Source organism: Paraflavitalea speifideaquila (assembly GCF_032395985.1).
GTDB classification, from domain to species: Bacteria; Bacteroidota; Bacteroidia; order Chitinophagales; family Chitinophagaceae; genus Paraflavitalea; species Paraflavitalea speifideaquila.
On the sequence record NZ_CP135920.1, the window covers coordinates 322,855 to 345,098 of the forward strand.

At 47.3% G+C, this 22,244-nt stretch carries 36 protein-coding genes; 20 read left to right on the forward strand and 16 right to left on the reverse strand.

Annotated elements, in window-relative coordinates; translation table 11 throughout:
* Positions 1–49 precede the first annotated feature (49 nt).
* The 5 genes from RS881_RS61470 to RS881_RS02295 all read left to right on the forward strand — a co-directional run bounded on the left by RS881_RS61470 (position 50) and on the right by RS881_RS02295 (position 2,451).
* Entirely contained in the window at positions 50–316 is a 267-nt protein-coding gene (locus RS881_RS61470) for a GH3 family acyl-acid amido synthetase (protein WP_425476417.1), read from the forward strand.
* On the forward strand, positions 313–864 hold the full coding sequence (locus RS881_RS02280; RefSeq protein ID WP_425476342.1) for a GH3 family acyl-acid amido synthetase: 552 nt from the start codon (positions 313–315) through the stop codon (positions 862–864). The genes RS881_RS61470 and RS881_RS02280 overlap by 4 nt, the downstream gene beginning before the upstream one ends.
* A 1-nt stretch (position 865) precedes the next feature.
* Positions 866–1,537 (forward strand): GH3 domain-containing protein, encoded by a 672-nt coding sequence (locus RS881_RS02285; RefSeq protein ID WP_315819601.1) that lies wholly within the window; start codon positions 866–868, stop codon positions 1,535–1,537.
* Positions 1,538–1,696: 159 nt separating this feature from the next.
* Positions 1,697–1,855, forward strand: coding sequence for an SDR family NAD(P)-dependent oxidoreductase (locus tag RS881_RS02290; RefSeq protein WP_315819602.1), 159 nt, complete (start codon positions 1,697–1,699; stop codon positions 1,853–1,855).
* Positions 1,852–2,451, forward strand: a complete 600-nt coding sequence (locus RS881_RS02295; RefSeq protein WP_315824999.1) for an SDR family oxidoreductase — start codon at positions 1,852–1,854, stop codon at positions 2,449–2,451. Before RS881_RS02290 ends, RS881_RS02295 begins: the two co-directional genes overlap by 4 nt.
* Before the next feature lie 199 nt (positions 2,452–2,650).
* Here the strand turns inward: RS881_RS02295 and RS881_RS02300 are convergent, their stop codons facing one another.
* From RS881_RS02300 to RS881_RS02350, 11 genes are all read right to left on the reverse strand, one after another.
* Entirely contained in the window at positions 2,651–3,427 is a 777-nt protein-coding gene (locus RS881_RS02300) for an enoyl-CoA hydratase/isomerase family protein (protein WP_315819603.1), read from the reverse strand.
* A gap of 76 nt (positions 3,428–3,503) precedes the next feature.
* Positions 3,504–3,881 (reverse strand): GxxExxY protein, encoded by a 378-nt coding sequence (locus RS881_RS02305; RefSeq protein ID WP_315819604.1) that lies wholly within the window; start codon positions 3,879–3,881, stop codon positions 3,504–3,506.
* A 447-nt stretch (positions 3,882–4,328) separates the two neighbouring features.
* On the reverse strand, positions 4,329–4,469 hold the full coding sequence (locus tag RS881_RS02310) for a hypothetical protein (RefSeq protein ID WP_315819605.1): 141 nt from the start codon (positions 4,467–4,469) through the stop codon (positions 4,329–4,331).
* Between the two features lie 211 nt (positions 4,470–4,680).
* Positions 4,681–4,929, reverse strand: coding sequence for a hotdog family protein (locus RS881_RS02315; RefSeq protein WP_315819606.1), 249 nt, complete (start codon positions 4,927–4,929; stop codon positions 4,681–4,683).
* Complete coding sequence (locus RS881_RS02320) at positions 4,923–5,225, reverse strand: MaoC/PaaZ C-terminal domain-containing protein (RefSeq protein ID WP_315819607.1); 303 nt, start codon at positions 5,223–5,225, stop codon at positions 4,923–4,925. Before RS881_RS02320 ends, RS881_RS02315 begins: the two co-directional genes overlap by 7 nt.
* A complete protein-coding gene (locus tag RS881_RS02325) occupies positions 5,170–5,823 on the reverse strand; it encodes an aldehyde dehydrogenase family protein (RefSeq protein ID WP_315819608.1) in 654 nt (217 codons plus the stop codon). The genes RS881_RS02320 and RS881_RS02325 overlap by 56 nt, the downstream gene beginning before the upstream one ends.
* Positions 5,824–5,901: 78 nt before the next feature.
* On the reverse strand, positions 5,902–6,747 hold the full coding sequence (locus RS881_RS02330) for an aldehyde dehydrogenase family protein (protein WP_315819609.1): 846 nt from the start codon (positions 6,745–6,747) through the stop codon (positions 5,902–5,904).
* A gap of 8 nt (positions 6,748–6,755) precedes the next feature.
* Positions 6,756–6,926 (reverse strand): hypothetical protein, encoded by a 171-nt coding sequence (locus tag RS881_RS02335; protein ID WP_315819610.1) that lies wholly within the window; start codon positions 6,924–6,926, stop codon positions 6,756–6,758.
* Entirely contained in the window at positions 6,919–7,041 is a 123-nt protein-coding gene (locus tag RS881_RS02340) for a hypothetical protein (protein ID WP_315819611.1), read from the reverse strand. Before RS881_RS02340 ends, RS881_RS02335 begins: the two co-directional genes overlap by 8 nt.
* 32 nt (positions 7,042–7,073) lie before the next feature.
* On the reverse strand, positions 7,074–7,313 hold the full coding sequence (locus RS881_RS02345) for a hypothetical protein (protein ID WP_315819612.1): 240 nt from the start codon (positions 7,311–7,313) through the stop codon (positions 7,074–7,076).
* Positions 7,314–7,389: 76 nt separating this feature from the next.
* Positions 7,390–7,524, reverse strand: a complete 135-nt coding sequence (locus RS881_RS02350; protein ID WP_315819613.1) for a hypothetical protein — start codon at positions 7,522–7,524, stop codon at positions 7,390–7,392.
* A 26-nt stretch (positions 7,525–7,550) separates the two neighbouring features.
* On the opposite strand from RS881_RS02350, the gene RS881_RS02355 reads away from it, so the two are divergent.
* Together RS881_RS02355 and RS881_RS02360 are read left to right on the forward strand one after the other, a co-directional pair.
* Positions 7,551–7,844 (forward strand): hypothetical protein, encoded by a 294-nt coding sequence (locus RS881_RS02355; RefSeq protein WP_315819614.1) that lies wholly within the window; start codon positions 7,551–7,553, stop codon positions 7,842–7,844.
* A 78-nt stretch (positions 7,845–7,922) separates the two neighbouring features.
* The gene (locus RS881_RS02360) at positions 7,923–8,912 is read left to right on the forward strand and encodes a S1C family serine protease (RefSeq protein ID WP_315819615.1); all 990 of its coding nucleotides are present in this window, start codon (positions 7,923–7,925) and stop codon (positions 8,910–8,912) included.
* 90 nt (positions 8,913–9,002) lie between these two features.
* Here RS881_RS02360 and RS881_RS02365 read toward each other — a convergent pair whose 3' ends face one another.
* The 3 genes from RS881_RS02365 to RS881_RS02375 form a co-directional block, all read right to left on the reverse strand.
* Positions 9,003–11,201: a GEVED domain-containing protein gene (locus tag RS881_RS02365; protein WP_315819616.1), complete on the reverse strand. Its 2,199-nt coding sequence runs from the start codon at positions 11,199–11,201 to the stop codon at positions 9,003–9,005.
* The gene (locus RS881_RS02370) at positions 11,141–12,757 is read right to left on the reverse strand and encodes a S8 family serine peptidase (protein ID WP_315819617.1); all 1,617 of its coding nucleotides are present in this window, start codon (positions 12,755–12,757) and stop codon (positions 11,141–11,143) included. Before RS881_RS02370 ends, RS881_RS02365 begins: the two co-directional genes overlap by 61 nt.
* 258 nt (positions 12,758–13,015) lie before the next feature.
* On the reverse strand, positions 13,016–13,462 hold the full coding sequence (locus RS881_RS02375; RefSeq protein WP_315819618.1) for a DUF8447 domain-containing protein: 447 nt from the start codon (positions 13,460–13,462) through the stop codon (positions 13,016–13,018).
* A 170-nt stretch (positions 13,463–13,632) separates the two neighbouring features.
* Here RS881_RS02375 and RS881_RS02380 point away from each other — a divergent pair, with 170 nt between their 5' ends.
* The 5 genes from RS881_RS02380 (at position 13,633) to RS881_RS02400 (ending at position 15,325) form a co-directional block, all read left to right on the forward strand.
* On the forward strand, positions 13,633–13,911 hold the full coding sequence (locus RS881_RS02380; protein WP_315819619.1) for a hypothetical protein: 279 nt from the start codon (positions 13,633–13,635) through the stop codon (positions 13,909–13,911).
* A gap of 5 nt (positions 13,912–13,916) precedes the next feature.
* Positions 13,917–14,192 carry a hypothetical protein gene (locus tag RS881_RS02385; RefSeq protein WP_315819620.1) on the forward strand — a complete coding sequence of 92 codons (276 nt, stop codon included), beginning with the start codon at positions 13,917–13,919 and terminating at the stop codon, positions 14,190–14,192.
* Between the two features lie 73 nt (positions 14,193–14,265).
* Entirely contained in the window at positions 14,266–14,817 is a 552-nt protein-coding gene (locus RS881_RS02390; RefSeq protein WP_315819621.1) for an alpha/beta hydrolase, read from the forward strand.
* 17 nt (positions 14,818–14,834) lie between these two features.
* Entirely contained in the window at positions 14,835–15,146 is a 312-nt protein-coding gene (locus RS881_RS02395) for a hypothetical protein (RefSeq protein WP_315819622.1), read from the forward strand.
* A complete protein-coding gene (locus RS881_RS02400; protein ID WP_315819623.1) occupies positions 15,140–15,325 on the forward strand; it encodes a hypothetical protein in 186 nt (61 codons plus the stop codon). Before RS881_RS02395 ends, RS881_RS02400 begins: the two co-directional genes overlap by 7 nt.
* Before the next feature lie 187 nt (positions 15,326–15,512).
* Here the strand turns inward: RS881_RS02400 and RS881_RS02405 are convergent, their stop codons facing one another.
* Entirely contained in the window at positions 15,513–15,734 is a 222-nt protein-coding gene (locus RS881_RS02405; RefSeq protein WP_315819624.1) for a hypothetical protein, read from the reverse strand.
* A gap of 55 nt (positions 15,735–15,789) precedes the next feature.
* On the reverse strand, positions 15,790–16,092 hold the full coding sequence (locus RS881_RS02410) for an adenylate kinase family protein (RefSeq protein WP_315819625.1): 303 nt from the start codon (positions 16,090–16,092) through the stop codon (positions 15,790–15,792).
* Positions 16,093–16,291: 199 nt separating this feature from the next.
* Between RS881_RS02410 and msrB the strand changes: the two genes are divergently transcribed.
* The 8 genes from msrB (at position 16,292) to RS881_RS02450 (ending at position 22,048) form a co-directional block, all read left to right on the forward strand.
* Positions 16,292–16,879: a peptide-methionine (R)-S-oxide reductase MsrB gene (msrB, locus tag RS881_RS02415; RefSeq protein WP_315819626.1), complete on the forward strand. Its 588-nt coding sequence runs from the start codon at positions 16,292–16,294 to the stop codon at positions 16,877–16,879.
* Between the two features lie 736 nt (positions 16,880–17,615).
* Positions 17,616–17,885, forward strand: a complete 270-nt coding sequence (locus RS881_RS02420) for a carboxypeptidase-like regulatory domain-containing protein (RefSeq protein ID WP_315819627.1) — start codon at positions 17,616–17,618, stop codon at positions 17,883–17,885.
* Positions 17,855–18,199 (forward strand): TonB-dependent receptor plug domain-containing protein, encoded by a 345-nt coding sequence (locus tag RS881_RS02425; protein ID WP_315819628.1) that lies wholly within the window; start codon positions 17,855–17,857, stop codon positions 18,197–18,199. The genes RS881_RS02420 and RS881_RS02425 overlap by 31 nt, the downstream gene beginning before the upstream one ends.
* Positions 18,200–18,302: 103 nt before the next feature.
* A complete protein-coding gene (locus RS881_RS02430; protein ID WP_315819629.1) occupies positions 18,303–18,983 on the forward strand; it encodes a SusC/RagA family TonB-linked outer membrane protein in 681 nt (226 codons plus the stop codon).
* Positions 18,984–19,033: 50 nt separating this feature from the next.
* Positions 19,034–19,465, forward strand: a complete 432-nt coding sequence (locus tag RS881_RS02435) for a hypothetical protein (protein ID WP_315819630.1) — start codon at positions 19,034–19,036, stop codon at positions 19,463–19,465.
* Positions 19,462–20,646 carry a SusC/RagA family TonB-linked outer membrane protein gene (locus RS881_RS02440; RefSeq protein ID WP_315819631.1) on the forward strand — a complete coding sequence of 395 codons (1,185 nt, stop codon included), beginning with the start codon at positions 19,462–19,464 and terminating at the stop codon, positions 20,644–20,646. The genes RS881_RS02435 and RS881_RS02440 overlap by 4 nt, the downstream gene beginning before the upstream one ends.
* 20 nt (positions 20,647–20,666) lie before the next feature.
* Positions 20,667–21,497, forward strand: coding sequence for a RagB/SusD family nutrient uptake outer membrane protein (locus RS881_RS02445; protein ID WP_315819632.1), 831 nt, complete (start codon positions 20,667–20,669; stop codon positions 21,495–21,497).
* A complete protein-coding gene (locus RS881_RS02450) occupies positions 21,464–22,048 on the forward strand; it encodes a RagB/SusD family nutrient uptake outer membrane protein (RefSeq protein WP_315819633.1) in 585 nt (194 codons plus the stop codon). Before RS881_RS02445 ends, RS881_RS02450 begins: the two co-directional genes overlap by 34 nt.
* The last annotated feature ends 196 nt before the right edge of the window (positions 22,049–22,244 follow it).

Sequence of the window (22,244 nt, forward strand, 5' to 3'; positions counted from 1 at the left end):
CCCTTCATGGCCGGCTATTCTATCATGATTATTCTTTATTTTGCTGCCAGTGAAACTATTGTCGCCTGCCATATCATCACTGGCCCGTATGAGGTTATGGCGCATTGAAGGTTGGAAAAACAATCCTGCTGATGCGCAACGTGAAGTATTACAAGACCTTGTAACCTCTGCCCAGAATACCGAGTTTGGTCGCAAATACAACTTTTCCGGGCTATTCAACATCAGGTCCTTCAAGCAAACCGTGCCTATTCATGAATACGAGGATATGAAACCTTATATCCAACGTACCATGGAAGGCGAGCAGCATATCATTTGAATACCCCCATTTACTGGTTTGCCAAGAGCAGCGGCACCACCAGCGATAAAAGCAAGTTTATTCCCGTAAGCGATGAGAGCCTGGAAGACTGCCATTATAAGGCAGCCAAGGATGTACTTACTTTCTATTACCAGTTCAATCCCGATTCTGACCTCCTCACAGGTAAGGGCCTGGTATTGGGCGGTAGCCATACCATCAATCCCCTTAACCAGGAGGCACAGTATGGCGACCTTAGCGCCGTATTGCTACAAAACTCTCCTTTCTGGGGCCACTGGCTGCGTACTCCCGATCTTAGCATTGCATTGATGGATGAATGGGAATCCAAAATTGAATTGTTGGCCCAAAGTACCATTAAAGAAAATGTAACCTCTATTTCAGGAGTGCCTACCTGGACATTGGTCTTGTTTCGCCGCATATTGGAAATTACAGGCAAAAACACCATGGCCGAAGTATGGCCCCACCTGAGCTATACATGCATGGAGGCGTTTCCTTTACCCCTTATAAAGAGCAGTTCCAGAAACTCATTGGCAAGCCCATCCATTACCTGAAATGTACAATGCCAGCGAAGGCTTCTTTGCGGCACAGGACATACCAGGCGAAGAAGGAATGCTACTGTTTGTTGACCATGGTGTTTTCATGGAATTCATGCCCATTGAAGAATATGGCAAAGCCCAGCCCGAAACCATTGGCCTGGCTGAAGTAGCATTGGGAAAAAATTATGCCTTGGTTATAAGCACCAATGGTGGCCTATGGCGATACCTCGTGGGCGATACCATACAGTTTACTTCCCTCAACCCCTTCAGGATTAAGGTAAGCGGCCGCCTTAAGCATTATATCAACGCCTTTGGCGAAGAAGTGATCGTAGACAATACCGATAGGGCAGTGGCCATTGCTTCCGAAAGAACCGGGGCCATCGTTAATGATTATACTGCCGCACCCATATATTTTAGCGATCATGGCAATGGCGCCCATGAATGGCTGGTGGAATTTGAAAAAGAACCCGATAATATCGACACATTTACTGCGACCCTCGATGCAGCCCTTAAAGCCATCAATAGCGATTATGAAGCCAAGCGCCACAAGGATATGGCCTTGCGCATGCCCCTGCTGCGATCCCTGCAAAAGGCATCTTTAATACCTGGCTCAAAAGCAAAGGTAAATTGGGCGGGCAGCACAAAGTGCCCCGTTTATGCAATGACCGTAAATACCTCGAAGAAATAATCACTATTGCCAACCAATAGCTCAGCTTAATACCTTTTCAACTCCTTGCTTCCCTGCTCGGCGAAGGACTGGCAGATCCACTCACAACAGGCTGTTCCCAACTCACAATTGCAGGATTTAGATGTTTTTAATACATTCGGGCCCTAATTTATTATCAATATGAAATTACTGGAGAACAAAGTGGCCATAGTTACAGGTGCTGCCCGGGGGATCGGGGAGGCCATTGCCCTTAAACTGGCTGAACAAGGCGCACATATCGCATTTACCTATGTTAGCGATAGCAGTGCTGAAAAAGCAAAAGCATTACAACAAAAATAGAAGCACTCGGTGTAAAAGCAAAAGCTTACCAAAGCAATGCGGCTGATTTTGCAGCCAGCGAAACTTTTGTAAATGATGTGGTAAAAGAATTTGGAACCGTAGATGTGTGCGTAAACAATGCCGGTATTTCCAAAGACAACCTCCTGCTGCGTATGAGCCCCGATCAATGGGATGATGTGATCAATGTGAACCTGAAAAGCGTTTACAACATGACCAGGCAGGTTATTCGCCCCATGATGAAAGCCCGGAAAGGTTCTATCATCAACATGAGTTCTATCATCGGTATCCGTGGCAATGCCGGACAAAGCAGTTATGCAGCTTCTAAAGCCGGTATTATCGGTTTCACCAAGTCTATAGCCCATGAGCTCGGTAGCCGCAATGTACGTTGCAATGCCATTGCTCCAGGTTTCATTGAAACCGATATGACCCATTACCTGAAAGATGGCGATGCCTCCAAATCATTCCTGGAAAAAATTCCCTTAGGCCGTTTTGGTAAGGCCGAAGAAGTAGCCGATACAACTTTATTCCTCGCGTCTGATCTTAGCTCTTACATTACCGGCCAGGTTATCAGTACCTGTGGTGGACTGAATATATAATGACCTTCAAGAGCTTTTGGCTGCCTGAGTCCCGCCCACGCGTGGGAAAGCCTGATAAAATAAAGGGTGGGTCACCTTCCAAAGGTGCCTCGCCCTTTATCTTGTATCTTAACCGCACTCATAACTGACTACTACTACTCTTGTTGCCACGTGTTTCTAAACAAAGCTTTTCGCGATTGCCGATTGTCGATTCACACCTCTATGCCTTTTTTGCCTTAAACGAAGCAATGGCATTTTTACTAAAAGCACTCAATACCAGCTTACCGCTAATAGAAGCACGTTCCATCAGCAGTTGGTCCCAATGCTCCGTGCCTTTCCACAATACATGCTTCAACTCCAGCATTGCTTCCGGACTGGAATGTGCCAGCGTATGCGATAACCTCCAAACACTTTCATCCATATCCGAAACATTGTTGTGCAACTCGGCATACAAGCCTTTTCGCTTAGCCCAGTCGGCGCTGCGCCACATGGTGGAGTCGATGGCCAGGTGACCAAAGGCTGCCGGGCCGATCTTGCGTTCTACCGCAGGACCTACTACAAAGGGGCCGATACCCACAGCCAATTCACTTAATTTAATATCTGCTCCTTCCGTGGCAATCGCATAGTCGGCTGCAGCAGCAAGGCCTACACCACCTCCTACACATTTGCCTTGAATGCGGGCAATAATAAACTTAGGGCATTTGCGCATGGCATTGATCACATGGGCAAAGCCACTGAAAAACTGTAACCCCTCTTCCTTGGTATGGATGGCCGCCAGTTCATCGAAAGAAGCCCCGGCACAAAAGGATTTGTCGCCTGCCGAGCGCAACACAATTACCCGTGTATCCCGCTCATTGCCGGCCCCGTGAATAGCATGCACCAGTTCTTCCAGTATCCGGTGTGGAAGCGAATTACTTTGCGGATGAAAAAACTCAATTGTTGTCACCGCATTGTGCGTTTCTGTTTTTACATAGCCATTTTTAATTTCATGGATCATAAAACTAAGCGTTTAAAGAGTAAAACGAGGACCAGGAGCATGCCTCCATATTTACCCACTATATTATATAATCTTTTTATTGCCCCAAATTATTGAATACCCTGTGAACACCGTTTTTCATCAGATCTACCTTAAAGTTTAACAATAGCCCGTTTTTTATTTTCATTAGCTTTAGGTACGTCTGTAGCTGCTTGTAGTGTAATGCCAGAACATTTTCAACTGATTTGATCTCTATTATTAGCCTGCCATCAACCAGTAGGTCAAGTTTGTAAGCATCATTTATTTGCAAGTCTTCAAAGTAGATCGGCATTAACAATTGCCGCTGGATCGGTATATTTCTCTTTTGAATTTCATGATGTAATATTTCTTCATAGACCCTTTCAAAACAGCCTGGTCCAATAGTGGAATGTATTTTTATGCACGACTCTATAATTGTGCCGGTTAGCTGGTTCATTTCCATAATATTGGTCTTTCTTTATCAAATCACATTAACTACTTATCTCTTTTTCTCTTTCGCCTCTTCCTCTCTTATCCCCCACCTTCCTTGTTACTCCCTCTTTTTCTCTTTTACCTTCTCCTCTCTTATCCCCCGCCTTCCCCTCCTTGTTACTCCCTCTTTTTCTCTTTTACCTCCACCTCTCTTATCCCCCACCTTCCCCTCCTTGTTACTCCCTCTTTTTCTCTTTTACCTCCACCTCTCTTATCCCCCGCCTTCCCCTCCTTGTTACTCCCTCTTTTTCTCTTTTACCTCCTCCTCTCTTATCCCCCGCCTTCCCCTCCTTGTTACTCCCTCTTTTTCTCTTTTACCTCCACCTCTCTTATCCCCCGCCTTCCCCTCCTTGTTACTCCCTCTTTTTCTCTTTTACCTCCACCTCTCTTATCCCCCGCCTTCCCCTCCTTGTTACTCCTTCTTTTTCTCTTTCACCTTCTCCTCTCTTATCCCCCGCCTTCCCCTCCTTGTTACTCCCTCTTTTTCTCTTTTACCTCCACCTCTCTTATCCCCCGCCTTCCCCTCCTTGTTACTCCTTCTTTTCTCTTTCACCTTCTCCTCTCTTATCCCCCGCCTTCCCCTCCTTGTTACTCCCTCTTTTCTCTTTTACCTCCACCTCTCTTATCCCCCGCCTTCCCCTCCTTGTTACTCCTTCTTTTTCTCTTTCACCTCCTCCTCTCTTATCCCCCGCCTTCCCCTCCTTGTTACTCCCTCTTTTTCTCTTTCACCTCCTCCTCTCTTATCCCCCGCCTTCCCCTCCTTGTTACTCCCTCTTTTTCTCTTTCACCTCCTCCTCTCTTAGCCTCACCATCGTTAATATAGTAGCTACAGCCACCTGCTCACCCATTTGATCCGTTACTTCCACCAGCCATTTTACGATCCCCTTTTTCACTTCATCCCCTTCTTTCTTTTCCTGTACCGTTTTCTCTTTACAGGTAAGCTGTACCCCAATCGTTGTACCTGCATATACCGGCTTCAGAAAACGGCATTCTTCCAAACCATAGTTCAACAATACCGGTCCTTTTTGGCATCTACAAACAGTCCTGCAGCCGCACTCAGTATAAAATAGCCATGTGCTACCGGTTTTTCAAAAATCGTTCCCTCCAGCGAGGTATGATCTGTATGTGCATAGAAGTGATCCCAGCTCACGTTGGCAAAGTTCACAATGTCCGCTTCTGTTACCGTTCGTTTATGCGTGATTACCGTATCGCCAATCGCCAGCTCTTCAAAGTATTTGCGGAAAGGATGTTTTTCATCCTCTTTTACGGCGGCCCCTCGTTGGTATACATTCGTGATGGCTGTGATCATCGAGGAGAGCCCTGAGCGCTACCCGCTGCATATAATGCTTTACGCCACGTACCCCACCCATTTCTTCTCCGCCGCCGGCACGGCCGGGCCCTCCATGTACCAGCAAGGGCAAGGGCGATCCATGCCCTGTACTTTCCTTCGCACATTCATTATTCAATACCAAAATGCGGCCATGATAAGCGGCTGCTCCCAATACAAAATGACGCGCAATACTTTTATCTGCTGTTACGATAGAACATACCAGCGAACCTTTCCCTTTTCTGGCAAGCTCAGTAGCTTCCGCCAATGATTTATAAGGCATGATCGTACTTACCGGGCCAAAGGCTTCCACTTCATGTACCGCTGCACTTTCAAAAGGCTTTTCATTCAGCAGTAATAAAGGGCTCATAAAAGCTCCTTTCTCTGCATCAGCATCCAATACCTGTACACTGTCCAGCGACCCGAAAACTATTTGGGAGGAGGCCAACAACTTTTGTACCTGACTTTTTACCTCTTCTCGTTGCGATTGCCCTGCCAGGGCGCCCATACGTACTTGCTCATTCAATGGATTGCCAATCGTAGTTTGCCCAAGCGCTTTTGCCCACTGCCTTCCATACATCTTCCAGCTTATTTTCCGGAACAAAGATGCGGCGTATGGCTGTACACTTTTGTCCTGCCTTGATCGTCATTTCCTTCCTTACCTCTTTAACAAACAGGTCCCATTCAGCCATTCCGGGTTCCACATCCCCACCCAATACAATACAATTGAGCGAGTCGGCTTCCATATTAAAAGGCACACTTTCCGACAGCACCCGGGGTGCGATTTTAGCTTTAAGCCCGTAGTAGCCGAACCCGTAAAAGTGATCACATCCTGTGCATGCACATGGTCCAGTATATCGCCTGCCGAGCCGCACAATAATTGAAGGGCGCCAGGAGGTAAAATACCGGAAGCAATAATTTCCCTTACCACCGCTTCAGTGAGATAGGAAGTGACCGTGGCCGGTTTTACAATCGCAGGCATGCCTGCCAGTAAATTAACAGCAATCTTTTCCAGCATACCCCATACCGGGAAATTGAATGCATTAATATGGATGGCAATCCCCTCTCTGGGCACCAGGATATGCTGGCCCATGAACGAACCATTTTTACTCAATCCTATACCTTCTCCATCAACACAAAAAGTTTCATCCGGAAATTGCCTGCGCAAAGAGGCATAGGAAAACAGGTTGCCAATACCCCCTTCAATATCTATCCAGCTATCCGCCTTTGTAGCGCCTGTTTGGTAGCTGATCTGGTAAAACTTGTCAAGATGATTCCGCAGGTGCAGTGCCAGCGCGCGCAGCATACGGCCCCGTTCATGAAAAGTAAGTTTCCGTAATGCCGAACCGCCAGTTTGCCTGCCATAGTCAAGAATGCTGGCAAAATCAAGCCCCTGTGTCGAGGCATGTCCTATCAAAGCGCCATTTACGGCATTATACAAGGCCTGTCCGGTTCCGTCGCCTGTGATCCATTGTCCGGTTACATAGCTAGCAAGTTTATTCATATAGCAAATCAATTGATAATTATAGAGGCCGCCAGCGTGGCATAACCCCTTTGTGTACGCTGGTAACCAAAACCCGTCCAGCCGAATTGTATATTGATCCGGTTAAAGTTTTTCGGCAAATTAAGTCCACCAGCTATCCCATATCCTGGCCGGAAAGCAGCAGCCCGCATATCATTCATCAAAACCAGTTGAGCCCCCACGCAGCGATACATACGCTTCAGGTGCCAGGTAGGCTTTTATACCTACCAACAGGGGCAGCGCGAATGCCCTGTTTTTGGCAGCTTCATAAGTCACCTTGTCGCCTGTAAAATAAACATAACTGGCTTCTACTTCTGCTGCAAAGTTCTTGAAAACCGGTGTTCTGCGCCTGCCAGCCCGCCAATGCCCACATTATTGTTTGTGATCTTTGACAAGCCAAATGCTATTTGTGCACCAAACCGGTAACTATACGTGGATTTAATTTGCGAGGAACCAATCATTGGGATCAAAAGAAGGATAAGAAAACCCACACGGCGCATTTTCATAAACATCCGGTATTGTGCTACTAAAATAGTGTAAACCTTCATTAATATGGATTGTAATTTTGTCCTTACATTCTATCAGACACATTAAAAGCAAAGAATTATGCATAGCAGGATAAAATTATTTATTGCCATTGCCGCCATCCTTACCATTGCCTGTAATGATAACCCGACCGATACCCCAAGAACTGATGGATTCAGCGCAAAACCCCAAACCAAAGAAGATTCCCTCCACCACCAGGTCATGGAAGGTCATGATGTGGGGATGGCAAAATGGGCCGTTTGCGCAAGTACCTGGCTCAGATACAACAACAAACCGATAGCCTTAATAAACTGCCTGTTAAACAACAGGATAAGACATACCTGCAAGCTTTGATTGCCTTACAAGGCGACCTGAAAAGTGCTGAAAATGGAATGAATATCTGGATGCAGGAATACAAAGATGATTCCGCTAAGGGCAATGAACCCCTGCGTATACAATACCTCGAATCAGAAAAGGAGAAGGTAAACCTGGTAAAAACGCAGATATTGCAAACCCTCCAGCGTGCCGATTCCTTATTGTTAAAAACACGTTAACGACCCTGGCCCCACCCCCCGGCTCCAATGCCAGCCTGTCAGAAAAAGATTTGGTAGCCTATTTGACCGTATAAGTATATGGAAAACGCAATACCCGTACAGGTAGTACAGCATACCGATGCCGCCCTGCTGGATACCTATTCAAATATAGTTACCAGTGTAGTCAATACAATCGCCGAAGCCGTAGTGCATATACAGGTTACTAAGAAAGTGCTGGACCGGCAAACCCGGCAGGAACGATTAACACCCGGCAGCGGTTCGGGATTCATCATTTCATCCGATGGTTTCATTGTTACCAATCACCATGTGATTGAAAATGCTACTACCATCAAGGCTTCCCTGGCCGATGGCCGGCTGGTAACCGCCGAATTGAAAGGTGCCGATCCTTCCACCGATATCGCCGTTTTAAAGATCTATGAAACCAACCTGAAGGCCTTGACCTTTGCCGATTCCGGTCAGCTCCAGCCCGGACAGATTGCCATCGCTATAGGCAATCCATTGGGTTTGCAACATACCGTTACCGCAGGCGTGGTCAGCGCTTTAGGGAGAACCTTACGGGCATCCAATGGCCGCCTGATCGATGATATCATTCAAACCGATGCATCCCTCAATCCTGGCAACTCTGGCGGACCCCTTGTCAATTCCCTCGGTCAGGTGATAGGTGTAAATACCGCCATGATACCTACCGCTCATGGTATCTGCTTTGCCGTGTCCTCCAACCTCGCCGCTTATGTGGCCGGGAAGCTTATCATTCAGGGCACTGTAAAACGTGCCTGGCTCGGCATTGCCGGACAATCCGTTAACCTCACCGAGCGGATGCGCGCTGCCAATAAGCTCATCGCAAAAACAGGGGTATATGTTTTTGAGATCGTGCCCGATGGTCCTGTATACAATAATGAGTTGCGTACTGGCGACATTATTGTGGGCTTTGGCGATAAAACCGTAGCTTCTGTTGATGACCTGCACCAGCAATTAAATGACCAGGTCATTGGCCGCCGCACACAATTACAGGTATTGCGCGGCGGACATAAAGTATCACTCACCGTTATACCCGGCGAATTGAAATAACAAAAAAGCCCTTCACAAATTTCGTTTGTGAAGGGCCTTTACTATTCGTTGAGTATCCAGGCTCGCAGCTCGCAGCTCATAGCTTGCCTTCTACCGCACCACCAGTTTCTTCAGATAACTCTTGTGGTCATGCTGTACTTGCAGCAGGTACACTCCTGGCGCCAGTTTGCCAGCATCTACCGGCCTGGTATAACGGCCAATAAAGCCCGGTGTACGGCTGGTGAATACCCTTTGACCGATGGCATTTACTATCATAATAGCCAGATCGGCTTTCTTGCTCACAGAAAAGTCAAGCATAAAACGCCCATCGTTCGGATTGGGCATCACCTTCAAGCCAATCTCCGAAGGGTCAATATTCGGTATACCCGTTACCGCAAAATTAATTTCGTTGGAACGGCTTTGGCAGCCCAGCGCCGAGGGGATGATACTTTGGTATTTGCCGCTAACCGTTGCAGTATGCGTTTGCCCCGTAGCGCCAGGTATCAGCGTACCATCTACGTACCATTGGTTGCCGCTGGCTACATTGCTGGTGAAAACATTGTCATTCAAAATGATCACCGGCGTAACCGGTATCGTAGCCACAACAGGCACCCTGCTGCTGGGACAGCCATCCAGGCTAACCCGCATATCATAGAAGAAATAATAGAATCTTTGATAGTAATTGGGATCCGGCGTAGTACTATTATCAACCGCATTGTTGCCCGTGATCGAAAATACATTGGGTATTGTAAATGGATAAGGATAAGGGTTGCTTTGCGTACCGCTATTGTTCCTGTAAATGGTTGCTCCTTCCAGGCAACGGATAATGATGATATGATCGCCAGCAACCGGTACCGGTATGTTTAGAGCAAATACAGCCCCCGGGTCATCTGTGGGTGAAGTGCCTGTTGCATACACATTAATCGTGGTGGTATAGAGGGGGTTATACGTATATTGGGTACCGGTAACAGTGCCCAGATCCGCTAACGTAAATTCTATCTTACCAGGGGCCCCTATATACAATCGCGCCCTGTCGATCGTTAGTGGCACTAGGTTGGTAAACTTGACAAAATTATTTACAAAGGAATTATAACCGCCCGCACCCAGCTCATCCCTCGTGGCAGGCCCTGCCTTTCCAGCCTGATCATTCTTGCCTACATAATAGGTTTTATCGGCCCTGATGACCGTACTGCTGGTGGGGCTTCCTGTTGCAATTGATTTTTCACTGATGCCCGTTTCATACCACAACAGGAGATCCGTTCCCGCATTCGTAGCATTAAAGAATACCTGCTCATTATTGCAGATCTCTGCCTGCGCAATCGGATTGGCCGGCGCTGCTTTCACCGCCAGCGTTATCGTTTGCTCATCATTATCCGTTTGCTGATCACCTGCAATAACCGCTTTCACATTGATCGTATACGTTTTGCCGGCAGCAGAGGCAAAGGTTCCAGGAAAAGTATATTCCGCTTCACCTGCCGTATTCAGCGTGGGTGCATAAGTACCCGATAAGGTAGTTATTAGATTAGCGCCCTCTTTCACAGTACCTGCTAATGTAATATTGGATTTGGCACTGGCGCCAAAGTTCTTCAACCGTACAGTTACATACTGTGTGGCATTGGCACAGCCAGTACCATAGGGTGCCGTAATGGTGGTTACCCCTACATCATTCGAGCGAATGGAAAAACGTAGGCGGTAATCCTGCGTTTGTCCCTTACCATAAGCCCCGCAGGGCGCTACATCCCCGGCATTCGCTGTTTCCTGCACAATTACCCGGAGAACCCCATAATTATCAGCAGTGAGATTAGCTGGTATCGATACATTCAAAGTACCTACTCCATCCCCGTTAATAACCGGGCTGGTACCAACCAATTCTCCTGCATCATCAAAATCACCATCATTGTTGAAGTCGATCCAGGCCCGTACGATCTTGTCTACAGCTCCACCTGCACAGGCATTCACCCGCACATAAAGCGGCATGGTACTATTGGGTTCTACCGTACCCGTGATGTTGGTAAAATTATTGTACCCCGTACAAAGGCCACTATTGAGCTTTTGAATACCACCGAAGGATATACTGTCAATGCGCGCCCCATTGGCAACAGTAGGCGCCGATGTTTTACAATACCCTGCACCACCCACTCCACTTACGATCAGCGAATAAGCCTGCGAGCCCCTGGCCAAACTGTTTTTGTGCGAGATCGTAATAGTATACGTAGCCCCTGGCTCTGTATCCATCACATCTATCTTTTCTACATTGTCGCGAATATTATCCCCTGTTGTAGCTGCTGCCGCTGGTACACTGGGATCCAATATCCAGGGTAGGTATGTAGTGCCCCCTTGGTAATACGGATGTCCAGGTCGTGGATCAATTTAAGGACTGGATTATTGATGGCCACCGTATGCGGAATACCCTTGGGGTCTGTCCAGCAAAGCGTGGCGCTCAATATCCCCTTGCCCGATGCTACCACATCAAAACTTTGAGGCACGTTATTGAGCAGGGTATTTTCCCGTATCAGGATGGTATTGCCATTGTTGGCCCCTGTAATTAGTCCCGCCGCCTTCGCTGTATTGACAACTCCCCAGCCATATACATAATCCGGGCCGGGTGCTGCACCTGCTTCATCGGCCGTATGGATGGCCAGCGCCTTTAAAGTGGCCGAACGCATAAACGTACCTCCATGCAATTGCGCATAATATTCCTGTAACAGGATCAATGACCCCGCGGTGGAAGGCGATGCCATAGAAGTACCACTATAAATATCATAAGCATTATCACTGCCGCCTACCGATGAAAATACCTCTACCCCATCAGCTACCACATCAGGCTTGATACGCCCGTCATCTGTAGGTCCCCAACTGCTGAAGTCAGAGATCGTAACATCCTGCGGCCGGCTATAACCCGATGGCAGTGGATCGATAGCCCCTACCGTTAAAATATTCTTAGCAGTACCCGAAGTGGGGATAATATCATAACTATTGTTGCTGCTAATGCCCGCAGGCCTGGTACCAGCATCTACCAACGTTCCCGAACTATTAAACCGCCAGTAAGGCTGCCCTACAGCAGGCCCGCCCTGGTTGCGGTTATTGCCGGCCGACTTAACGATCAGGTGAAAAGGCGCATTATAAGCAATCGAGTCCCATACCTGCGCCTCCTCACTATAATAACCGAATTTATAATCCTCATTGGCATTAAACTGGCCCCTGAACTCCCAACGGCTGCCCGTATTATACCAGCCGCTGATGGTGCCGTACGAGTGGTTTGATATCAACATATTGTTACCCGATTCCGTCAACATCTCCGAGATATTATTGACGAAATCATACACCACCAATCCCTGAAAGCCAAAAGCCATACCTTTTGCACGCGGGTTGATCCCCGACGCAATCAAAGTGCCCGATACATGCGTGGTATGATCATTTACCGGTACACCCTCTTTATTGTTGATGCGGCCAGTGAGCTCTACATGCGTTGGCCTGGCACGCCCTCCATCCCAAACACCCAGTTTGCCCTGTACCGAGGCAGAGGAGCCCGATAGGTTAAGCCCCGTACTGCCACCAGCCCATAACCTGCTGGTACCAATAGTACCTGCCGCCACAACATTGCTTTCCGTACTGGTGTATAGTGGATAACCTTCACCATCAATACCTGTTAATACGACTAGATCACCTAGCTTACCCTTGAAGCTAAGCGGCCAGTTCCTTTCCTTGGCCACTTTTTGAAGATAGGTCGCATAGACCTTTTCTTTCACAGCCTGTTCCGTGGCAGCACGTTGCAGGATATTAGTTCTCGTAACTGTTTGTGCGTACGAGGAAGCCGAATAACCTGTAAGAAGAATAAAGAGGAGTACAATTTTCTGCTTAGGCATAAAGTTTATTGCAGTTAATAAAAACGATAGTTTAAAAATCTTGGTTGCTATGGTTCAATAAATTTACTCATAAACCTTCCGAAAAAGAGCAAAAAGCTTGTAAATACGCCGTTATTAATGCCCCTGCTCCTTTCCCACTGAATAGATACGGGTTTTCCTGCAAAAAGGAGGGTAGTAAAGGAGTTTTTAAGGGAATTGGGTATAATGCAAAAAGCCTCCCCGATATGGGAAGGCTTTATTTATCAATCACCTGTTCATTTACCATTTGTTCCTGTGATCACGGTCATCATCCCGGCGGCCATAATCCTGATCCCTGTCCCTGTCACGTCCCCATTTATCATCACGGCCATAAGGATCAAATCCCGATTTCCTTACCACTACATAGTCATTGCGATTTATATTCAGGTTGACCAGTTGGTCCGGTGCTACAAATACATTGTCATTGTAGATCATCTTGGTTCTTGCACGACCAAATAAACCCCTCCGTTCTACCCGGTAAATTTCTACCCGGTGACTACCTGGTCTGATACTGTTCAGTACAAAATCATTTCGGTCCATATTGTATTGTTGCCCATCGATCTTTATAAAGATCGTACCGTATGTATTGCTGGTAACTGATATTTTTCCTTTTTTTGGACGATCAGCGGCAAATGAGGCAACACTAAAACCAATCAGGATCGCGGCGAGTGTAAAGATTCTTTTCATAACTTGTTTCCTCCGTTTTGTTTTATACTATAATAGAAGGTAAATAGGCCTCCTCGTTTACAAAAGCTATGTTAAAGACCTGACAGCCTGCGCTAATGAATTTACGGGCAATACATAACCCTTCTTCTGGTTTTTCTTGCTATCTTATAGCCTGCTAAAATAAACCTGCTATGAGATACCTGTTTACCAGTTTCCTCCTTATTGCTGCTACCTATGCCGGCTTTTCACAACAACCCATTTCAATTACCTGGTCTGCTAAACACAGTAATCAGCCATTGGATGGCCGCCTGTTGCTCCTGTTGTCAAAAAACAATCACACCGAACCACGATTTCAGATAGTCGATGGCCCTCAATCCCAATTAGCATTTGGTATCGATGTGGAGAATTGGAAAGCCGGTGAATCCAAAGCCATCCCGGTCACCGCTTTTGGTTACCCCTGCAAAGCCTGACCGAAGTGCCCGCCGGTGATTATTATGTACAAGCCCTGCTGCATCGTTATGAAACCTTTCACCGAAAAGATGGCCATACCGTAAAGCTGCCTATGGACAAGGGAGAAGGCCAGCAATGGAACCGGGCGCCCGGCAACCTGTATTCCAAACCCGTTAAAATACATATTGATGCCCGCCTGAACAACCTGGTCAGGATTGAATTAACAGAGGCCATTCCCCCATTAAAGAACCGGAAGACACCAAATACATCAAACACATCAAGATACAAAGTAAGCTCCTGACCGAATTCTGGGGCCGGCCCATGTACCTGGGCGCCCATATCCTTTGCCCGAAGGGTGGGATACACATCCCGACGTGAAATACCCCCTCGCCATCTACCATGGTCATTTCCCCGACGACTTTGATGGCTTTCGTACCATACCACCCGATTCAACCCTCAAACCCGATTTCATCGAACGTTTTAACCTGACCGGGTACAATAAGATCGTACAACAGGAAGCTTACAATTTTTACAAGCAATGGACAGGTCCCCGTTTTCCGCGCGTTATTGCCATAGAGATACAACATGCCAATCCTTATTACGATGATTCCTATGCCGTCAATAGCGCCAACCTGGGCCCTTATGGCGATGCCATTACCTATGAACTGATACCCGAAATAGAAAAACGTTTCCGGGGCATTGGCCAGGGATGGGCCCGTTTCATGTACGGCGGCAGCACTGGCGGGTGGGAAGTCTTGGCGGCACAGGTATTCTATCCCGATCAATACAATGGTTGCTATGCCGCCTGCCCCGATCCCATTGATTTCAGGGCCTATACGGTAGTAGACCTGTATAAAAACAAGAACGCTTATTTCCTGGAAAGCGAATTCAAAAAACACCACGTCCCGGAGCACGCAATTATTTAGGGCATATAAGCGCCACTTTGCAGGAGATCAATTACCGTGAACTGGTGTTGGGCACCAAAAGCCGCAGCGGCCAGCAATTTGATATCTGGGAAGCCGTTTATTCACCCGTTGGTGCCGATGGCTACCCCAAACCCATCTGGAATAAACGGACAGGTGTTATCGACAGTACCGTGGCGGCCTACTGGAAAGAACACTACGACCTGTCGTATATTATGAAAAGAGACTGGGCTAAGATTGGAAACAAGTTAAAGGTAAGGTCCATATCTATTGCGGCGATATGGACAATTTCTACCTCAACAATGCCGTATACCTTACAGAAGCCATGTTGAAAGCCCTCGATAGTCCAACCTATGATGGAGAAGTAGATTATGGCGACCGGGCCGAACATTGCTGGAATGGCGATCATACCCAGCCCAACTATATTTCCCGGCTGCGTTACCACCAGATGTTTATTCTCAAATGGGCCGAAGAAATGAAAAAGAGCCCCGGCCAATGCCGATATCAATAACTGGAGATACTGATGAGGAACATTGAAAATGCCGCATTGAACATTGAGCGTTGATCATTTTCTGCTGCGCATGTTCACCGATCAATGCTCAATAACCAATTTTCAACACTGCTATACCTTAATGAGAAGTGGCTAATAGTGAGCATCTCTTGCTGCTCACCACTAGCCACTTGCCTATAGAATGATTTTATGCCAACTGGCGTGATTCAATTTGCCTGCTCAGCGAATGGAAGATATCGTCAATAGTACCTTCTCCTTTCACATATACTACTTTGCCAAATCCGGCATAGTAGCTTGCTACCGGCGCTGTTTTGTTTTCATATTCAAACTGGCGGGCGCGGATAACATCCTCATTGGTATCATCACTGCGGCCAGAGCTTTTGCCACGGTTCAGCAGGCGTTTTACCAATTCTTCCCGGTCTACTTCAAGGCCAGCACAATGGCAATTTCAGAAGCTTTTCCCGTCAGCAGGTTGTCCAGCGCTTCTGCCTGGGCCACCGTACGGGGAAACCATCAAATAAAAACCCCTTCGCCTGAGGATTGGCATCCAGGGCCGAACCGATCATACCAATTACTACGGCATCCGGTACCAGCTGTCCCTTATCCATAAAACTCTTTGCTTCCAACCCCAGTTTGGTCTGATTAGCAATCTCTTCACGCAGCAAATTGCCCGTGGAAAGATGGATCAGGCCATACTTCTCAATAAGCTTCTCAGACTGTGTTCCCTTTCCGCTTCCGGGTGGGCCAAATAAAATCAGGTTAAACATGATACTACTTCACTTGATGAATGGACAAATATAAAGGAACACCCTTAAAAATCCTTTAACATTCCCCGGTTTCTGATTAAAAATAGTGGGAAAAGGTGGAGTTCCTTTGTAGAAAAGAAAATGTTAAGTTGTGAGCATTGTCACCTGACCGACAACCCCGACGAACCCTTACTACGTAAATTTGTTATAAATCATGCTGATGAAACGATTTACCCAATACCTGTCCTTTCTCGCACTGGCAACCCTTTTTGCAGCATTGCAGCTATTCACAATCTGCCAACCAACCGAAAAAAACAGTTATGAATACATCAAAAAAGACAGTACCAATCCCGTTTATTCCCGGACCGACACGTCAAAAGTGGATATCTCCAACGAAGAATGGAAGAAAGTACTGCCCGATGACATCTATTATATTGCCCGTATGAAGGGCACCGAACGTCCCGGCACCAGCCCATTTGAGCATTCCAAAGAGGTAGGTACCTATTATTGCGCCGCCTGTGGCAATGCCCTTTTCAAAAGCGATACCAAATTTGAAAGCGGCTGCGGCTGGCCCAGTTTCTATGCCCCCATCAGTAAAACCAGCATCATTTACCTGCCCGATCATTCCCATGGTATGAACCGTACCGAAGTAGAATGTGGTCGCTGTAAGGCCCACCTGGGTCACGTATTTGAGGACGGGCCACCTCCTACAGGCCTACGTTATTGCATCAATGGCGTGGTTTTGGACTTTGAAAAAGCCAAAGAAGCCGAAACCCAGTACAATGAAAAGAAAAAGAAAGGCGAATAAATTAGCCGCAAGGCATGACAGGGCAACCCCGGAGGGTTGCCCTTTTTTGGCGAATCCTGGTTGTTATCCTTCAATCAAGGCCCCTTTTTGATAGAGTTAAACAGGGACCAAAGACGGATCAAACAGGGACCAAACTCGGACAAAAGAGGGGCAGAAGCCAGTTTACCCTGTGTTTATTCACTGTTTGTTTTGTATAGCCTGTACTTAAAACTTGGAATTGTTGCTATTGTAAGACATGACCAACCTATGGCGGCTGCATCACCCCCACATCATTCAAAAGATGGTTATGCACTTCGTGGTCAGCCCATTTCAAGTAGGTTTTAAAACAGGTGCAAGCGTAGGTGGTTCCCTGTGGGCCTGGCCGGGAAAGATCGTTAAAGACGGGTTGCTGCTCGATTGCCTGAGTAGGAAGTGAATAGGGGTAAATAATTGTAAATCATAATAATTGAAGATGCTAAAAAAATGCCATAAAAATGTGCAAGTTCCTGAAATTCCAAGACCTTTACGTCAAACCTTCCAGCCTTATTTCCTTTCCATCTCCTTACCACCATCGTGACCAGGCAGTCTGTCTGGCCACCAAACCATCCCTGAATTCCAACCGGTCGCATTAAAATCTGGCACAGACTTAAAATTTATTAGGAATTGTGTATGAATTACACATTATATTTGTGTAGCAGATACACATTATTTATTACACCTAAACGAAAGCTTGTTTATGATGCCGAAACGATCGCTTGTGGGGATCCTGACTCTCCTCTTGTGTCTTCCCGTTTTCTCATGGGCGCAAAGCAAAACAGTTGCCGGTAAAATTACCGATGTCAGCAATGGCACCCCGGTTGCCGGAGCTTCGGTCACTGCAAAAGGTTCAAAAGTAGGAACCTCTTCCAAAGCAGATGGCAGCTTTTCCCTCACCGTTCCCGCTGCCACTACCACTTTAACTATTTCCGGCGTTGATTTGAATCACAGGAAGTTCCTGTGGCAGGTGATATTATTTTGGTATCCCTGAAAGCTACTGCTTCCAACCTCAATGAGGTGGTCGTAATTGGCTATGGCACCCAGCGTCGCCGCGATGTAACCGGCGCCATTACCAAGGTCAGTGCCGAAAAGATCACTTCCATTGCATCGCCCAGCTTTGAAGCCGCCTTGCAAGGTAAAGCCCCCGGGGTGCAGGTGATACAAGGTAGCGGTTTGGCCGGCTCGGGCTCTGTGATCCGCATCCGCGGCATTGCTTCCATCAGCGCGGGCGCCGACCCCTGTATGTGGTTGATGGTATTCCCATCATTGCAGATGCCTTTCTGCGCGGCAACAGTGGTGGTATGAACCAGAATCCCTCGCCGCCATTAACCCCAACGATATTGAATCCATCGAAGTACTGAAAGATGCTGCTGCTGCCGGTATTTATGGTAGTCGCGGTTCCAATGGCGTGATCCTCATTACCACCAAACGTGGTAAAAATGGTACACCTACTTTCAACTACAACAATAAAATAGGGATCTCCACCTATGCCAATAAGCCCGATTTCCTCAGCGGCCAGGAATGGCTGCAGCTTCGCCAGGAAGCCTGGGAAAATGATGGTAATACCGGTAAAGCCCCACTCCCCGGTGGTCTTACCTGGGAGCAGGCACAAAAAAACAATACCGATTGGTGGGATCAGCTTACGCGTACTGGCTTCATCAATGAACATAGCCTGAGCATGACACAGGGTAATAAACTGGTGAAAAGTTTTGTGGGCGCTACCTATGCCGAAAACCAAAGTTATCTCAAGAACAATAGTTATACCCGCCTCGGCCTGCGCACCAATTTTGATTTTACCATTACCCCCAAATTCAAAGCTACCCTAAGCGCTGCATACAATCGTGGTATCAATAAACGTGTACCTGCCGCATGGGCTGGTGGTCTGGGCGATGCCATGAGTACTGCCCTGCCCATCTATCCTGTTTATAACGATGATAAAACCTGGTTTACCGGTGGCGCCAATCCTGTGCGCCGGTTGAATGAAACCACCTGGCGTAATACCGACCATCGCCTCATTGGTGGACTGATGCTTGATTATGAAGTGATCAAAACCTCAATGTTCGTGTCAATGGATCTTACGATTACCTGAGCGGCATAGATGATCAGTGGGAATCGGCCAACTGGATAGGCAGAACAGATGTGCCAGGTGTTGCCAAACGTTCGCCCTATCGCGGTAAGAACTGGGTGGCTTCTGCTACGGCTACTTATAACTGGACCTATAAAGATGATCACCGCTTCAACTTCCTGGCTGGTGTGGAATTCCAGGAAAAGAAATTTGAGAACAGGGTTTATGTAGAGAAGTTCTCCGATAAACCATTCTATAAGAACAGGTCTTTATATAAGCACGCCCTTGATTCTTTAAAAGACCTGGGTGTACCATTGACCACGGCTTCCGGTGCGCCGGAAACCTTTGCCAGCGTATTTGGCCGTGTGAATTATATCTATAAAGAGCGATATGCTTTACAGGCATCTGTCCGTCGTGATGGTTCTTCCAAATTCGGTCCCAATAAAAATATGGTGTATTCCCCACTGTATCTGCTGGCTGGACCATTAGTCAGGAAGATTTCATGAAAGATTTCAAATTCATCAATTTCCTGAAACTGCGCGCCAGTTACGGTTTAACAGGTAACTCAAATATTCCTGCTGCTCAATATTATGCTACTTTTTCTGTTGGCAACAACCTGTACAATGGCCTCAAAACCATTTACCCCGGCAACCTGGGCGACTCTAACCTGCATTGGGAAGAAACGACCAACCTGGACCTCGCCATCGAATTTGCCGCCTGGAACAACCGCGTAACCGGTGAAGTTGCTTATTATAACAAGCGCACAAAAGACCTGCTCCTGGAGCCAGCTATTGCTCCTTCTATGAGCTTTGGCAAGCAGTTCCGCAATATTGATGGCAGTGAGATCCTGAACCAGGGTGTTGAAATAAGCCTGAATGTAAAAGTGATTGACGACAGGGAGCTCAAATTCTCGCTGGGCGGTAATATTGCCAAGAACTACAATGAACTGGTTAGCCTGGGTGGTTTAAGTGCCGATGCGGCTGGAGGTGGTACCAACGATACCCGTGCCATCATTGGTTACCCCGTAGGTACCAACTACCTCGTTCGTTACTATGGTGTGGATCCCAACGATGGATTACCTATCTGGTACGATAAGGCCGGTAAACTGACCAAGACCTTTAGTCTTGATCACCGCGTACCGGTGGGTACCGTACTGCCCGATTGGATTGGTGGTGTGAATCATAACCTGAGCTATAAAGGATTTGAGTTTTCCAGCTTGTGGACCTTCACCATTGGCGGTAATATTTACGATGGTTCTGCCAAAAGACAGGCTGGTGTTGTGACCGATTGGGTAATGCGCCGGGATCTGCTGGACCGCTGGAGAGAGCAGGGCGATGTAGCCAAATTTCCCCGCCTCACTATGAATACAGGTACCTATGCAGGCTTGAGCAGCGAATGGCAATACAACAGTACCATATTCCTGTATGATGCCTCTTACCTGCGTTTACGTGAATTGTCTGTAGGCTATCGTTTTGCAGGCCCCATGCTTTCAAAACTGCATGTGAAGGGAGCCCGCCTGTTTATTACCGGTATGAACCTGCTCACCTTTACCAAGTATCCCGGCGGCGATCCTGAAATTGCCCGCGATTTTGAAAGTGTAACAGACCGTAACATGAGCCCCAATGTTACTTACCTCACGCCTCCTCAGCAGAAGTCATGGGTAATTGGGTTAAATGTTACTTTCTAAACAACTAAACGCACGTAACAATGAAAAAGATCCTATATATCATATTCGCAGGGAGCATTGCTCTGGGCACACCCTCCTGTGAAAAATTCCTGGATAAAAAGCCCGTTAATCAATTGCCGGAAGAGGATGTCATAAAAACAGAAGCCGACCTCCAGGCTTTAGTCAACGGCGCTTATTCCGACTACATCAATAAAGTATACAATGGTAAAATGCAGTGGATACAAGACCTGTTGGGTGATCAGGCCATTGGTACCTTGTATACCGGCGACGATGGAGAGATATATAAACGCAAAACTTCCATATTTGGCGACTATAAAAATGGCATGTATACCGATGTGTATCGCCCTGCCTATATAGGCAATAAAGTATTGGAGAACCTTGGCAAGGCTGCGGCAAACAAAAACGTCATTGAAGGGCAGGCCTGTTTCCTGCGGGCTTTGAGCCATTTTGATGCTGTACGTTTATGGGCACAGCCCTGGGGTTTTACAACCGATAATTCCCACAATGGCATTGTATTGCGTTTCTCCTCTGAATTAAAGGCCGGCCAGAGAAGTACCGTGAAAGCAGCTTATGAATCCATCATTGCTGATCTTAAAAAGGCGGAAGGCCTGTTGGGCGATGAAGTAACAACTGGTTTTGCCAACAAATGGGCTGCCAAAGCATTCCTGGCAAGGGTGTACTTCCAGCAGAATGATTTTGCCAATGCTTTTACCTATGCCGACCAGGTAATTAAAAGCAATAAGTTCCAATTGGATGCTTTATACACCAGTCGTTTTTCTGTAGGTCTTTCAAGGAAATCGTTTTTGGCTTTAAGAATGTGGTCGGTAGCCTGGAGCCCGGCGGTGAATTAAGGAGCCGGTACCGTACAGATGTCAACTTTAGTCCCCAGGGCCAGTTCTACATGACCAATACATATTATTCGGCAGCCACCACAGCGGGTGATGTGCGCGCTGCCGCCTGGTACAGCAATACCCTAAGGCCCGGCTTCAATGTGCTGACCAAATACAATAAGAACAATTTTGATGTGGTGTTAATGGGCTTTACAGAGATCAAGCTCATCCGCGCAGAAGCAGGGGCCGAAACCGGAGGAAGCAACCTGGGTGTTGCCATTGCGGATATCAACGAACTAAGAGACCGGGCCTATGGCGGTACCAAAGCTCCCCTGTTACCCGCCACCCCTGCCGCAACCGTGATCGAAACCGCTCGCCGTGAACGTGAGCTGGAGCTGGTAGGAGAAGGCAACCGCATACAGGAAATCAAACGCATAGGCGCCCGTACCGGTCTGAACATTGATCGCCGGGGCGCCCGTTGGAACTGCCCCGGACTGGCATTACAATTCCCGATCAGTGAACAAGCTGCCAATGCATCCTTCCCCATGAATCCGGAAGGCGGCTGCGATTAATAAACCCATTTAACTAAGTACTATGAAGTCAATATATTTTCTGGCCATCCTACTCATTACAGGTCTCACATTCACTGGCTGCCGCCCAGATGGTTTTGAACCTGTTGGTGATGCTAATGATAATATTACTCCGCTGGCGGGCACCTGGAAGTTGATCAAGGTTACGCAAACAGATGCCGAGTCACAACGCAAGGGA